Source organism: Nonomuraea jiangxiensis, assembly GCF_900099965.1.
GTDB lineage: Bacteria > Actinomycetota > Actinomycetes > Streptosporangiales > Streptosporangiaceae > Nonomuraea > Nonomuraea jiangxiensis.
The window spans coordinates 335,312-348,351 of sequence record NZ_FNDJ01000012.1; the positions used below are offsets into that span (position 1 = coordinate 335,312).

Annotated in this window: 11 protein-coding genes and 1 pseudogene; 4 read left to right on the top strand and 8 right to left on the bottom strand. The window is 71.9% G+C overall.

All coding sequences use genetic code 11. The features are described from left to right. Together BLS95_RS26935 and BLS95_RS26945 are read right to left on the bottom strand one after the other, a co-directional pair. Complete coding sequence (locus tag BLS95_RS26935; RefSeq protein ID WP_090936933.1) at window positions 1–1,323, bottom strand: enolase C-terminal domain-like protein; 1,323 nt, start codon at window positions 1,321–1,323, stop codon at window positions 1–3. Window positions 1,324–1,721: 398 nt separating this feature from the next. Further along, window positions 1,722–2,663 carry a CHRD domain-containing protein gene (locus tag BLS95_RS26945; protein WP_090936936.1) on the bottom strand — a complete coding sequence of 314 codons (942 nt, stop codon included), beginning with the start codon at window positions 2,661–2,663 and terminating at the stop codon, window positions 1,722–1,724. Window positions 2,664–3,074: 411 nt separating this feature from the next. Between BLS95_RS26945 and BLS95_RS59870 the strand changes: the two are divergent. After that, window positions 3,075–3,374, top strand: a pseudogene (locus tag BLS95_RS59870) (hypothetical protein); the annotation flags it as partial. Window positions 3,375–3,399: 25 nt separating this feature from the next. Here BLS95_RS59870 and BLS95_RS26955 read toward each other — a convergent pair. Further along, window positions 3,400–4,356 carry an amidohydrolase family protein gene (locus BLS95_RS26955; protein ID WP_090936940.1) on the bottom strand — a complete coding sequence of 319 codons (957 nt, stop codon included), beginning with the start codon at window positions 4,354–4,356 and terminating at the stop codon, window positions 3,400–3,402. Between the two features lie 49 nt (window positions 4,357–4,405). Here BLS95_RS26955 and BLS95_RS26960 point away from each other — a divergent pair, with 49 nt between their 5' ends. Next, a complete protein-coding gene (locus tag BLS95_RS26960) occupies window positions 4,406–4,972 on the top strand; it encodes an NAD(P)/FAD-dependent oxidoreductase (protein WP_090936943.1) in 567 nt (188 codons plus the stop codon). Window positions 4,973–4,980: 8 nt separating this feature from the next. On the opposite strand, the gene BLS95_RS26965 is transcribed toward BLS95_RS26960, so the two are convergent. Continuing rightward, on the bottom strand, window positions 4,981–6,105 hold the full coding sequence (locus tag BLS95_RS26965; RefSeq protein ID WP_090936946.1) for an L-talarate/galactarate dehydratase: 1,125 nt from the start codon (window positions 6,103–6,105) through the stop codon (window positions 4,981–4,983). A 103-nt stretch (window positions 6,106–6,208) separates the two neighbouring features. Next, window positions 6,209–6,955, bottom strand: coding sequence for an endonuclease/exonuclease/phosphatase family protein (locus tag BLS95_RS26970; protein WP_090936949.1), 747 nt, complete (start codon window positions 6,953–6,955; stop codon window positions 6,209–6,211). A 73-nt stretch (window positions 6,956–7,028) separates the two neighbouring features. On the opposite strand from BLS95_RS26970, the gene BLS95_RS26975 reads away from it, so the two are divergent. Then, complete coding sequence (locus tag BLS95_RS26975; RefSeq protein ID WP_090936952.1) at window positions 7,029–7,883, top strand: DUF72 domain-containing protein; 855 nt, start codon at window positions 7,029–7,031, stop codon at window positions 7,881–7,883. Window positions 7,884–7,896: 13 nt separating this feature from the next. On the opposite strand, the gene BLS95_RS26980 is transcribed toward BLS95_RS26975, so the two are convergent. From BLS95_RS26980 to BLS95_RS26990, 3 genes are all read right to left on the bottom strand, one after another. Beyond that, window positions 7,897–9,213 (bottom strand): lipase/acyltransferase domain-containing protein, encoded by a 1,317-nt coding sequence (locus BLS95_RS26980; RefSeq protein WP_090936955.1) that lies wholly within the window; start codon window positions 9,211–9,213, stop codon window positions 7,897–7,899. Window positions 9,214–9,356: 143 nt separating this feature from the next. Continuing rightward, window positions 9,357–10,982: an L-glutamate gamma-semialdehyde dehydrogenase gene (pruA, locus tag BLS95_RS26985; protein ID WP_090936958.1), complete on the bottom strand. Its 1,626-nt coding sequence runs from the start codon at window positions 10,980–10,982 to the stop codon at window positions 9,357–9,359. Beyond that, window positions 10,982–11,899 carry a proline dehydrogenase family protein gene (locus tag BLS95_RS26990; protein ID WP_090936961.1) on the bottom strand — a complete coding sequence of 306 codons (918 nt, stop codon included), beginning with the start codon at window positions 11,897–11,899 and terminating at the stop codon, window positions 10,982–10,984. The genes pruA and BLS95_RS26990 overlap by 1 nt, the downstream gene beginning before the upstream one ends. Before the next feature lie 75 nt (window positions 11,900–11,974). Here BLS95_RS26990 and BLS95_RS26995 point away from each other — a divergent pair, with 75 nt between their 5' ends. Continuing rightward, a complete protein-coding gene (locus BLS95_RS26995) occupies window positions 11,975–13,030 on the top strand; it encodes a PucR family transcriptional regulator (RefSeq protein WP_090936964.1) in 1,056 nt (351 codons plus the stop codon). Window positions 13,031–13,040: the final 10 nt, after the last annotated feature.

Consider the following 13,040-nt stretch of genomic DNA (forward strand, 5'->3'; position numbering starts at 1 on the left):
TCAGCGGACGAGGCTGGGGCGTTTCGGGTCGAACGTCCAGTCCTTCACCAGGTATCGCATGGCGACGGCGTCGTCCCGGGCGCCCAGGCCCTCGCTGAGGTAGAGCTCGTGCGCGGCGGCGAGGGCCTCGCGGTCCAGCTCGACGCCGAGCCCCGGCGTGTCGGGCACGTCGATCGCGCCGTCCGTGATCCGGAACGGCCGGGTGGTGAGCGCCTGGCCGTCCTGCCAGATCCAGTGCGTGTCGAGCGCGGTGATCTCGCCGGGGGCGGCCGCTCCGACGTGCGTGAACATGGCCAGCGAGATGTCGAAGTGGTTGTTGGAGTGCGACCCCCAGGTCAGGCCGAAGTCGTGGCAGAGCTGGGCGACGCGGACCGACCCGGCCATGGTCCAGAAGTGCGGGTCGGCGAGCGGGATGTCGACGGCGGCGGCCCGTACGGCATGGGCGAGCTCGCGCCAGTCGGTGGCGATCATGTTCGTCGCCGTGGGCAGGCCGGTGGCCCGCCGGAACTCGGCCATCGTCTCCCGGCCGGAGAAGCGGCCCTCGGCGCCGCACGGGTCCTCGGCGTAGGCGAGCACGCCGCCGAGCCCGGCGCACAGCCGGACGGCGTCGGCGAGCAGCCAGCCGCCGTTGGGATCGAGGGTGATCCGTGCCTCCGGGAACCTGCGGGCCAGCGCCCTGACCGCCTCGATCTCCTCCTCGCCGGCCAGCACCCCGCCCTTGAGCTTGAAGTCGGTGAAGCCGTAGCGCTCCTGGGCCGCCTCGGCCAGCGCGACCACCGCGTCCGGTGTGAGGGCCTCACGGCGGCGCAGCCGGGACCAGCGGTCGTCGCCGGCGTCGTCCACGCGGTAGGGCAGGTCGGTCCGTCCCGGGTCGCCGACGTAGAACAGGTAGCCCAGCATCGGCACCCGGTCGCGCTGCCGCCCGTCGCCGAGCAGCTCGGCCACGGGCAGGCCGAGGTGCTGGCCGTGCAGGTCGAGCAGGGTGGACTCCAGGCCGGTGACCGCGTGCACGGTGGTGCGCAGGTCGAAGGTCTGCGGGCCGCGCCCGCCGGCGTCCCGGTCGGCGAAGCGCGCCGCCACCTCCCGCAGCAGGCTGCGGTAGCGCGCCACGGGCCGGCCGGCCAGCAGCGCGCCCGCCTCCTCGACGGTGCGGCGGATCGCCTCGCCGCCGGGCACCTCGCCCAGGCCGGTACGCCCGTCGGAGTCGGTGGTGATGACGACGTTGCGGGTGAAGTACGGCCCGTGCGCGCCGCTGAGGTTGAGCAGCATGCTGTCGTGACCGGCGACCGGGACGACCTCGACGCGCTGGATGGTGGGCGACATGGTCCTGCCTTCTAGCTGATCTTGTTGCCGAGGGCGGTCGGCCGTGAGGGCCTTGCCGCACGGACGCCGCCAGACGATTCCTGTCCACGTGCGATTCCGTATCCGGCGATACCCTACGCGCATCACGACCTACGCTGGTGCCGGCGGCGGCGGGTCGTCGCGCAACCGGCTGTAGAGACATCCGTCGCGCCACTGCCCGGCCCGGAACTCGCCCGCACGGATCCGGCCCTCAAGCTGGAGCCGGCCTTCTCCAGCGACTTCTGCTCGGAGACGTGGTCGTCCTCGACCTCGACCATGAACCGCCCGTCGTCGGCGCCGAGGTAACCGTCGGGCGGGCTCCTGGGCGTCGCGGAACCGGCCCAGTCGAGGCCGATGAGGAGGGCTCCGCGAGAAATCGCCTACCAGCCGCCGTTGGCGGAGTAGAGCTGGCCGCGCACCGCGCCGCCGGGGAACTCACCCGTGTGGAGGTTGGCGTACCAGTTCTTCGGGTTCTTGGCGATGCCCTTGGCGGTGCCGCTCTTGATCGATACGGACCCGGCCAGGCCGTCCACGCCCTTGGGCAGTCCCTTGGGAGCCTCGAAGAGGGGCACCGCCACCGGGCCGTTCTTGCCCTTGGCCCCCTGGTGGATGTGGGCCAGCGTCGGCGCTGCGATCCCGCGGAACAACGTCGCGTAGTCGATCTTCCCGCCGTGGATGTCGAACAGCCACTCGGCGTGACCGTTGCGGTCGCCGACCTTCTGACCCGGGGCCGGAACCTCCTGCTTGCCGTCGGCCTTCGCGTGCAACCGGCGGCCGTTCCCGATCGCCAGCACCGAACCGAGGTTCACCGGGCTGATCCGGTAGAGCTGGGCCCGCACCGCGCCGCCGGGGAACTCGCCGGTGTGCAGATTGGCGTACCAGTTCGCCGGGTTCTTCGTGATGCCGGCCAGCAGTGCCTTGTCGGTGACCTTCACGGTGCCGGACACGCCCGTGGTGCCCTTGGGCAGGCCGTCCATGAAGAACCCGATCTTCACGTCGCCGTTCTTGCCCTTCTTCCCCTGGTGGATGTGGAACATCGCCGGCGTGGCGACGCCCTGCCACTTGACGGCGTAGGACACCTTGTCACCGTTGATCTCGAAGACCGCGAAGGCGCTGCCGTTCTTGTCGCCGACGGCGGGGCCGCCCTTGACCGGCACCTCGTTCTTGCCCACCAGCTTGGCGGCCAGATAGACCGGCGCCGAGTGCGCGGCCGAAGCCGTGGCGGACGACGTGGCGGCCTGGGAGGCGCCGGGCGCGAGGGCGGCGGTGATCATTCCGACGGCGAGCACCGAACTGGACAGTGCGAAGGCGCGCTTGTACATGGAAAACCCTTTCAGGATGCGTTCGCCCCGCGCGGGACTGTCAGGTGACAACCGGGGCCGATGCGAACAGAGTGCCGCAGCCTTCCGACCCCGGAACACGTACAAGTACGCATATCCGGTGAATAGTGAAAGGTGTCGTAACCTGTGCCGATGGCGTCGGAGTCGAGTCCATCATGCGCAGGAGCGTGTCACCGGAGCTGGTGAGCCACATCCCCGCCAGGCGGAGCGCTGGAGGCACGTGACCTGTTCACCGTGCCGGCCCGGCCGGACCTCGGGCTGGAGGTCGCGCGCGTGGGCATGCCGATCCGTCACGAGCGGAGGCTGCTGGGGTTCGTGTGGTTGCTGGTCTCGGACGGTCCCGTCTCCGGGGAGGCGGTGGCCGTACGCCGGGCGGCCGACAGCGCCGCGCACATGTTGCACCGGGAGTTCCTGCTCGGGGAGCTGACCCGGGGCCGTGAGCGTGAGCTGGCGCGCGACCTGATCTCCGCCGACCCCGAGGTACGCGCCCCGCGCAGTGCCCTCCACCTCGAACGCCCCGACCACGGGCTGCTCGTCCTCGTGCAGCCGGTCCCGTCCGCGTCCGAGATCGAGGGGCTGGCCGCGACCGTCCATCGGCGGGTGGCCGAGGAGAGCGGCAAGGAGTGCTGGGTCGGGCTCGGCGAGCGTCATCCCGGCCTCGCGGCGGTCCACCTGTCGTACGGCGAGGCCAAGCGGAGCGCCGACGTCGCCCGGATCGTCAAGATCCTCGGCCCGGTGGTGCGGCAGGCACTCCGGGCTGGGCGTCTACGGCCTGCTGGCCGAGCTGCCCGCGGCACGGCTCGGCCGCAGCCTGCACCCCGGGCTGCGCCGGCTGCTCGACCACGACGGGGACACGGACGCGCTGGCCGGGACCTTGGAGGCGTTCCTCGACAACGCGGGCGACGTCAAGCGCACCCTCGTCGATCGCCGAGCCGTGCTCGACGCACCTGGCGCCGGCCTCGATGGCGTTGCGGAGACCGGCGTTGTTGTGCGCGTGCACGGTGACGTAGGTGCCGCGCGCGGCGGCCTCGCCGACGGCCGCCGCGATCTCCTCGACGGTGAACTGCGTGTCGGAGAGGTTGTCGTGGTGGGAGACCACGCCACCGGTCACGCACATCTTCAGGAAGCCCGCGCCGCGGCGGAACGCCTCCCGGGCGTTCTTGCGGACCTCGTCGGGCCCGTCCGACAGCAGGGACAGCGCGCATAGGCCGGGGATCTCGTGGGTACGCCAGTCGTGCGACGGCTCCCATTCCGCGCCCAGGTAGCCGTGGCCGCCGGTCTGGCACAGCAGCGGTCCGCAGTGGAGGATGCGGGGGCCGGGAATCTTGCCGCCGGCCACCACCCGGGCGAGGCCCGCGTCGATGCCACCGGTGTCCCTGACGGTGGTGAAGCCCGCGTCGAGGGTCTGCCGGCAGTTCTCGAACATGTCGGCGGCCAGCTCCGCCACGGACAGCCGGTGGGTCAGGGCGGCGCCGATGTCGCTCGACAGGCCGAGGTGCACGTGGGCGTCGATCAACCCGGGGGTGACGAACAGGCCCGAGCAGTCCAGCGTCTCGGCGCCGGCCGGCGGGGCGCCGCCGAGCGCGGTGATCCGGCCGTCCTCGACGCGGATGGCCTGGTCCGGTACGGGCTCGCGCCCGGTGCCGTCGATGACGGTCGCGCCGATCAACCACATGGGACAGACCTTTCCGGCCGGGAGCCGCCGGCCTTGATCAGGGGTGAGGATGCCGTCCCTGCACGGGTGCCGCACCTCGCGATCACCATACGGCCTTCATCGCGGCCACCGACTGTTCGACGAGACCGGGGTGCCCTACGAGGAGTGGGACGGCGACACGCTCGCCGCCCGGGTGCCGGGCATCGACACCGGCCGCTACTGGCCGCCCAGGCGCCTCGACGACGGCGCGTTCTGGGCGGACGCGAGCGGCTCGCTCGGCGCGGTCTACACGCCGGACGCGGGATACGTCACCGATCCCAAGCTGGCGGCGCAGAACCTCGCGGTGGCGGCGGCGCGGCAGGGGGCCGAGTTCCGCTTCCACAGCGCCGTGACCGCGATCGAGTCCGGCGGCGGGAGAGTACGCGCGGTCCGGCTGGCCGACGGCGCCCGGCTGCCGTGCGAGGTCGTGGTGAACGCGGCCGGCCCGTGGTCGGGCAGGCTGAACGCGCTGGCCGGGGTCGGGTCGGACTTCACCATCGGCGTGCGGCCGCTGCGGCAGGAGGTGGCGCACGTGCCCGCACCGGCGGGCTACCAGGGGCCGGCGGTTAGGGGGAGCTCAGGCACGGTGATGGGCTGACCGCGCTCTCAGGGCTTGCCGAACTCGACGCTGTCCACGACCCACCGGCGGCACTGCTCGCTGAGCGTGAACCCGAGTCCTGGCCGGTCGGGAACGTGCATGCGGCCGTCGCGGGTCTCCAGCCGCTCGTCGAACAGCGGGTTGAGCCATTCGAAGTGCTCGACCCAGGGCTCGCGCGGATAGGCGGCGGCCAGGTGGAGGTGGATCTCCATGGCGAAGTGCGGCGCGAGCTGCAGGCCCGCGTGGTCGGCGAGGGCGGCCAGGCGCAGGAAGGAGGTGATGCCGCCGACGCGCGGGGCGTCCGGCTGGATGACGTCGGCGGCGCGCGCCTCGATGAGCCGGACGTGCTCGGCGACGCTGGAGAGCATCTCGCCGGTGGCGATGGGCGTGTCGAGCGCGGCGGCCAGTCGCGCGTGTCCCTCGGCGTCGTAGGCGTCCAGGGGCTCCTCGATCCACACGAGCCCGAAGTCCTCCACCGCCCGCCCGAACCGCAACGCCGCCGCCCGGTCCCACTGCTGGTTGGCGTCCACCATCAGCGGCACGTCCCCGAGGTGCTCGCGTACCGCCGCCAGCCGCCGCAGGTCCGCCCGCATGTCCGGCTGCCCCACCTTGATCTTGATCCCGCCGATGCCCTCCGCCAGCGACCGGGTGGCCCGCTCCTTCACCTCCTCGATCGGCGCGTGCAGGAAGCCGCCCGAAGTGTTGTACGTCCGCACCGAGTCCCGGTACGCCCCCAGCAACTTGGCCAGCGGCAACCCCGCCCGCTTCGCCTTCAGGTCCCAGAGCGCGATGTCGATCGCGGCCAGCGCCTGGGTGGCCACGCCCGACCGGCCGACCGACGCGCCCGCCCAGAGCAGCATGTCGTGGATCCTGCCGATGTCGGAGGGGTCCTGGCCGATCAGGTCGCCCGCGACCTCCTTGGCATGGGCGTACTGGGCGGGGCCGCCCGCCCGCTTGGAGTAGCTGAAACCGGTCCCGTCATGGCCGTCCTCGGTCGCGATCTCGGCGAACAGGAAGACGATCTCGGTCATCGGCCTCTGCCGTCCGGTGAGCACCTTGGCGTCGCTGACGGGGACGTCCAGGGGCAGCGTCACGGAGGAGAGCGCGACGTGGCGGATGCGGTCGGATGGCATGGCAGCCCCAGGGTTCGGAAAGATCATCATTCATCGTATGAACACCTCGCTCATACGACAACGCGGCCCGGCATGGCGGCCTCCGCCGGGCGGAGGCCGCCTCTCAAGGCCGGGTCAGGACCACGTGGAGGCCGGGGTGATCGGTGTTGCGCATGCCGACCACCTCGGTCCTGACGAACCCCACGTTCGCCGCGAACACGTGCTGCACGCTCCCGTCCCCCTTCCTGAAGAAGGGGGCCACGTTGCAGTCCTGCACGTTGGGCCCGAACAGCGGGGCGTACTTGAGGTTGAAGTCCCCGCCCAGCACGACCTGCTTCCCGGCCACGGCCCGGTCGCGCAGCAGGGCGATGGCCGCCTTGCACTGCGCCATGGCGACGTTGCCGGCGGTCGACAGGTGGGTGCTGCATCCGACCAGGTCGGCGAACTCGGCGCAGACGTAGACGCGCTTCTCCGATCCGCTGTCCTGGGTGGCGTACTGGCCGGAGAAGACGGTCCCGGTGGCGGGTGAGCGGAAGATCAGGCCGTTGCCGTACTCGTCGCCGTTGGTGCAGCGTACCGGGGTGCCGTCGGGGCGGCGGGCGGGCGCGAACGTGCTGAAGCCGTTGCCCATGGCCGGGGCGAGCTGGGCCAGGTCGTTCCGGCAGATCTCGTTGAGTGACAGGACGTGGGGTTGCCGGGCGGTGATGACGGTGTTGGCCTCCTGGATGGTGGCGGCCCCGTTGTAGCAGGAGGTGTTGACGCCGCTGTGGCACAGGTTGAGCTGCAGGACACGGAACTCCTGCGCCTGCGCCTCGGCGGCGGCCGGGAAGACCGCGGCGAGGACCAGGGCGAGGACGAGGTAGATCGGCATGTGCTCGTTTCCCCTCATATGATGATCGGCGACGGTGACAGCGTCTCAGCGAACCTCCGATACCGTCGAGGGCATGCGGCTTCACGTGGGATGCGCGATGTGGACTCACGCGCGCTGGCAGGGGCGGTTCCTGCCCGCCCAGCTCCCCGCCGGTGATCGCCTGCGCGCGTACGCGACGTGGTGCGACGCGGTCGAGGGCAACACGACGTTCTACGCGACCCCGACGCGGAGCACGGTCGAGTCGTGGGCCCGGCAGACCGGCCCGGACTTCCGTTTCGTGGTCAAACTGCCCAAGACGATCACCCACGAGCGCCGCCTCACCGGCGCGGAGGCGGAGCTGCGGGCGTTCCTGGAGGCCGTCGAGCCGCTCGGGCCCCGGGCGCACGCCCTGTGGGTGCAGCTCCCCGGCTCGTTCGGGCCCGCCGATCTCGGCTCCCTGGCTGCCTTCCTGCACCGGCTGCCCGGCTCCCACCGCTACGCCGTCGAGGTGCGCCACCGTGCCTTCTTCGAGGACGACCGCGCCGCGGGCCACCTGGAGCAGGTCCTCGGCGCCGCCGGCGCCGAGTGGGTCCCGTTCGACACCACCGTCCTCTTCCAGAGCCCGCCGACCAGCGACGCGGAGCGCGACGCGTGGACGAAGAAGCCGCGCGTGCCCCGCCGCACCCGGGCCCTGACCGCCCACCCGATCGTCCGCTACCTGGGCCGGGACGCCACGGAGCGCACGGTCGAGGGCTGGCGGCCGTGGGTGGCGACGGTGACGCGGTGGCTGCGCGAGGGCCGCTCGCCCACGGTGTTCATCCACACCCCCGACAACGCCGACGCGCTGACGCTCGCCCGCCGGTTCCACGACGACGTACGCGCGGCCGTGCCCGGCCTCGACCCGCTCCCCGAGCCGATGGCCGACGACGAGCCCCTGACCCTCTTCTGAGCCCGGCCCGCCGTCAGCCGGTGTAGTCGTCGAAGTTGATCGAGATCCGGTGCCCGTTCGACGGCAGGGCGGGCACCGTGAGCACGTCACGCTCGCCGTGGCCGCCGCGCGGCGTGGACACCACGGTCAGCGGCCGCCGCTTGGCGGGCAGGAAGGCGTCCATCGCGGTCAGGAACGGCTGGGCGAAGAACTGCGGGATCGGCGCGGCGAGGTCGGTGACGCCGTCCACGCCGGCGTCGTAGACGAAGATCCCGATCGCCCGCTTGGCGCGCGGCGCGTTCGCCGGGTTCAGCAGTTCGAGCCCGTTGACGCGCAGCGAGTCGCCCGCCGCGCCCTGGTCGCCCCACCACTCCTTCTGCCGGTTGATCACCAGGTTGGTGTGCCGCTCGCTGCTCTCCATCAGACCTGACACGCCCTCGCCCGGCCGGCTCGTCAGCAGCCGCACCAGCGCGTCGGAGCGCCGGAAGGGCTGGAAGTACAGGTGGTGCACGGACGTGGGCCACACCACGGCGAACTCGTAGTGCGCGTCACCGTCGCCCCTGAACGGCCCCCACGAGCCGTCCTGGCCGATCAGGAAGGCCGCCACGGGCCGCTTCGACCCGCGCTCCCCCGTACGCGGATCCACCCGGTAGACCTCGACCCTGGTCCCCTCCGCCCCCACGTTGCTCGGGAACAGCACCGCCCGCCCCGACAGCCATACCGGTCCCCGCTCCTCGGCGACGTCCGTGGTGCGCGGGCGCCGCCCGGTGAAGAACTCGTAGAACCTGGTGAAGGTCTCGGGCGAGGAGACGACCTGCGTGTGGGACATCTCCGGGAACCGTACGTTCTCGGCCCCGCCCACCTGCCGTTCGGCCGAGCCCTCGCCCCACACCGCGAGCGTGGGCACGCCGCCGGGCTGATCGGCCGAGCTCGCCCCGTCCAGGTTGACGTAGTGGGCGACCTTGGCCGCCCGCTCCGGCGAGCTGCGCAGGTATTCCTGCATCAGGCTGGTCCCCAGCGAGTGGGCCAGCAGGTCGACCTTGTCCGCCCGCGACCTGGCCAGCAGCCGGTCGATCCGCGCGTCCAGCCCCGCGTAGACCTGCTCGCGGGTGTTCACCTGGAACAGCGAGTCGTACTCGTGGGCCTCGATCAGCCCGATCCGGTAACCGTTGCCCGCCAGCCGCCGCGCCTGCGTGTCGAACTGGGCGGCCGACCCGCTGAACCCGTGCACGAAGACGACCGGCCGCCGGCCACCCGTCTCTTGGGCCTGCGCGGCCGGTGCCGGCAGCGCGCCCGCCAGCAGGACCGCCGTTGACACCGCTAATGAGGCGACCAGCCTTCGCAGCTTCACACCCGGCTCCTTCCGAGGAGGGACCATGAGGAGAACATTGCTCTGGTACGCCGTCAGCGTCGATCATCGCGGCCCCCGCGTCAACCGCCGCCGGACACGCGAAACGCCCGGCTGGCGGCCAGCCGGGCGTCTCACCACCGGGTTCATCCCATGTGCGGGTAACGGTGGTCCGTCGGCGGGACGAACGTCTCCTTGATCGTCCGGGCGTTCACCCAGCGGATCAGGTTGTAGATCGAGCCCGCCTTGTCGTTGGTGCCCGAGGCCCGGGCGCCGCCGAACGGCTGCTGGCCCACCACCGCGCCCGTCGGCTTGTCGTTGACGTAGAAGTTGCCGGCCGCGAAGCGCAGCCGCTCGGAGGCCGCGGCGATGGCGTAGCGGTCCTGGGCGATGAGCGAGCCGGTCAGCGCGTACGGGGCGATGCCCTCCATCTGGTCGAGCACCGTGTCGAAGTCGCGGTCCTCGTAGACGTGCACGCCCAGGATCGGGCCGAAGTACTCCTTGACGAAGATCTCGTCGGTGGGGTCGGCGCACTCCAGGACGGTCGGCTTCACGAAATAGCCGACGGAGTCGTCGTACGAGCCGGTGAGGACGTCGATGCCCGAGGCCGCCCGCGCCCGGTCGATGGCCTCCTTGTGCTTGGCGAAGGCCCGGGCGTCGATCACCGCGCCCATGAACACCGACAGGTCGCCCGCCACGTCCCCCACGGTCAGCGACTCGGCCACGGCGACGAAGTCGTCACGCATGCCGTTCCAGATCGAGCGTGGCACGTAGGCCCGCGAGGCGGCCGAGCACTTCTGCCCCTGGTACTCGAACGCGCCCCTGATCAGCGCCGTCGAGAGCACGGCCGGGTCGGCGGACGGGTGCGCGAGCACGAAGTCCTTGCCGCCGGTCTCGCCGACGAGGCGCGGGTAGCCGTGGTAACCGGCGATGTTGGTGCCGACCGTGCGCCACAGGTGCTGGAATGTCGCGGTCGAGCCGGTGAAGTGCACGCCGGCCAGCGCCGGGTGCGCGAGCGCCACCTCGGAGACGGCCTGCCCGTTGCCGGTGACCATGTTGATGACGCCCGGCGGCAGCCCGGCGGCCTCCAGCAGCCGCATCGTGAAGTGCGCGGCGAACTGCTGCGTAGGCGAAGGCTTCCAGACGACGACATTCCCCATCAAAGCGGCAGAAGTCGGCAAATTTCCGGCGATGGCGGTGAAGTTGAACGGCGTGATCGCCAGGACGAACCCCTCCAGCGGCCGGTACTCCATCCTGTTCCACACACCGGGCGAGGAGATCGGCTGCTCGGCGTAGATCTGCCGGGCGTAGGCCACGTTGAACCGCAGGAAGTCGATCAGCTCACAGGCGGCGTCGATCTCCGCCTGCTGCGCCGACTTGGACTGCCCCAGCACGGTCGCCGCGTTCAGCGTCGCCCGCCACGGGCCGGCCAGCAGGTCGGCGGCCTTCAGGAAGATCGCGGCCCGCTCGTCGAACGACAGCGCCCGCCAGGCGGGGGCCGCCCGCAGCGCCGCGGAGACGGCGTCCTGCACGTCCTGGGCCGTGGCGTCGTTGGCACGGCCCAGGACGGAGGCATGGTTGTGCGGTTGCACCACGTCGATGGGGGCGCCACCGCCGAGGCGCTGCTCGCCGTCGATGGTCATGGTCAGGTCGATCGAGGACCCGGCCAGTTCCTTGACGCGGTCTTCCAGCACCGAGCGCTCGGCGCTGCCGGGCGCGTATCCGTACACCCGCTCGTTGGCGGGGACGGGGACGTTGCTGATGGCATCCATTACTTACCCCCAAGGGCACGAAGGAAGAAGGCGACGTTGGCCGGCCGCTCGGCGAGGCGGCGCATGAAGTAGCCGTACCAGTCGTCGCCGTAGGGGACGTAGACGCGGACCGTGTGACCGGCCCCGGCCAGGGCCTCCTGCCGGTCGGTCCGGATTCCGTAGAGCATCTGGAACTCGTGGTCGCCGATCGTCCGCCCGAACCGGTCGGCGAGCAGCTCGGTGATCGCGATCATGCGGTCGTCGTGCGTCGCCACCATGGGGTATCCCTTGCCCGCCATGAGGATCCGCAGGCATCGCACGAACGCCTTGTCCACGGCGCCCCTGCCCTGGTGGGCGACGGAGGCGGGCTCGCGGTAGGCGCCCTTCACCAGGCGTACCCGGGAGCCTTCCGAGGCCAGGTCGCGGCAGTCCTCCTCGCTGCGGAACAGGTACGCCTGGATCGCCACGCCGGTCGCGGGAAAGTCCTCCCGCAGCTTGCGCAGGATGGTCAGCGTCGAGTCGACCGTGGTGTGGTCCTCCATGTCGAGCGTGACGGACGAGCCGTTGACCGCGGCGGCGGCGCAGATCTCGCGGGCGTGCTCCAGGGCCATCGCGTCGTCGAGCCGCTGCCCGACGGCCGACAGCTTCACCGACACCTCACCCCGGCTCCCCAGTTGCAGCGGCCGCAGGGCGGTCAGCAGCGCCAGATAGGCGTTGGTGGTGGCCTCGGCGGCCCGCGCGTCGCGCGTCTCCTCGCCGAGGTGGTCGACGCTCACGGCCAGGTTGGCGTCGCGCAGGCGTTCGACGGCGTCGCGGGCCTCCTGAGTGCTCTCGCCCGCGACGAACCGCTGCACGACCTTCCTGGTGAGCGGGAAGCCGGAGACGGAGCGGCGTACGAGCCTGCTCCCGGAGGCGGCGAGCAGCAGTTGACCGAGCATGTTCTCAGTCTAAAAACGCAGCTCAACGGGGGCCATCGACGCTCGTAACGCGACCTGTGGCAGGCTGTCGTACAAATGCACAACTCGGCTGACCTACAAGAGATCGTCGACGAGATCGCCGCCCGGCTGGGTGCGTCCGCGACGCTGGAGGACCGCTCGTTCCGCCTGCTGGCCTACGGGGCGCAGCACGGCGACATCGACACGGTCCGCCAGGAGTCGATCCTGCGCCGGCGCGCCACGGGCGAGGTCCGCGCCTACTTCGAGCGCTACGGCATCGCCAGGGCCGGGGGCCCGGTCAGGATCCCGGCCGACGCCGCGCTCAAGGTGCTGGCCAGGGTCTGCTGGCCGCTGCGGCACCGCGAGGTGACCTACGGCTACCTGTGGCTGCTCGACTCGGGCGAGCTCACCGACGACCGGCTCGCGACCGCCGCCCCGCTGGTCGCCAGGGCCGCCGCCGCGCTCGCCCAGGAGGCCAGGAGCCGGCAGGACCTCGGCCACGGCCTGCGCGCCCTGCTCTCCGCCGACCCGGAGGAACGCGCCGCCGCCGCCATCGAGGTGCACGGCCCCGTCGCCGCCGTCGCCGTACGCGAGTCGCAGGAGCGCGTGGCCGCCCTCTGGACGCTCCCGCGCGGCGTCCTGGCCCGCCCGGGCTCGCCCGTCGCCCTGCTGGCCCCCGCCCACCTCGCCGCCGAGGCGGCGCGGACCCTGCAGAGCGCGTACGGGACCGCCGCCGGCATCGGCGCCACCCGGGAGGACCCGGCCGACGCCTGGCTGAGCTGGCGCGAGGCCCGCCAGGCGCTGCGCATCGCCGAGCACTTCCCCCGCTACTCCCCCGTCGCGCTCTGGGCGGATCTGGGCGTGCACCGCCTGCTGGCCCGGCTCGGCCCGGCCGACCTGCGCGAGCTGGCCGCCGAGACCGAGGCGCTGGACGCCGAGCTGGCCCAGACCGTGGAGGTCTATCTCGACCGGGGCGGCCACGTCCAGAAGAGCGCGGCCGAACTCGGCATCCACCGCCAGACGCTCTACTACCGGCTGGGCAAGGCCGAGCGCCTCACGCACCGGGACCTGTCGGACGGCGACGACCGCCTCGCCCTGCACCTGGGCCTCAAGGCCGCCCGGCTGCGGGCCTGACAGGCCCCTG

Bases quoted from the DNA above. Each gene is read 5' to 3' on its own strand.
- BLS95_RS26970 (WP_090936949.1), bottom strand. From the start codon at position 6,955: ATGCCGATCTACCTCGTCCTCGCCCTGGTCCTCGCCGCGGTCTTCCCG.
- BLS95_RS26945 (WP_090936936.1), bottom strand. From the start codon at position 2,663: ATGTACAAGCGCGCCTTCGCACTGTCCAGTTCGGTGCTCGCCGTCGGA.
- pruA (WP_090936958.1), bottom strand. From the start codon at position 10,982: ATGGATGCCATCAGCAACGTCCCCGTCCCCGCCAACGAGCGGGTGTAC.
- BLS95_RS26935 (WP_090936933.1), bottom strand. From the start codon at position 1,323: ATGTCGCCCACCATCCAGCGCGTCGAGGTCGTCCCGGTCGCCGGTCAC.
- BLS95_RS26990 (WP_090936961.1), bottom strand. From the start codon at position 11,899: ATGCTCGGTCAACTGCTGCTCGCCGCCTCCGGGAGCAGGCTCGTACGC.
- BLS95_RS26995 (WP_090936964.1), top strand. From the start codon at position 11,975: ATGCACAACTCGGCTGACCTACAAGAGATCGTCGACGAGATCGCCGCC.
- BLS95_RS26955 (WP_090936940.1), bottom strand. From the start codon at position 4,356: ATGTGGTTGATCGGCGCGACCGTCATCGACGGCACCGGGCGCGAGCCC.
- BLS95_RS26960 (WP_090936943.1), top strand. From the start codon at position 4,406: ATGCCGTCCCTGCACGGGTGCCGCACCTCGCGATCACCATACGGCCTT.
- BLS95_RS26965 (WP_090936946.1), bottom strand. From the start codon at position 6,105: ATGCCATCCGACCGCATCCGCCACGTCGCGCTCTCCTCCGTGACGCTG.
- BLS95_RS26975 (WP_090936952.1), top strand. From the start codon at position 7,029: ATGCGGCTTCACGTGGGATGCGCGATGTGGACTCACGCGCGCTGGCAG.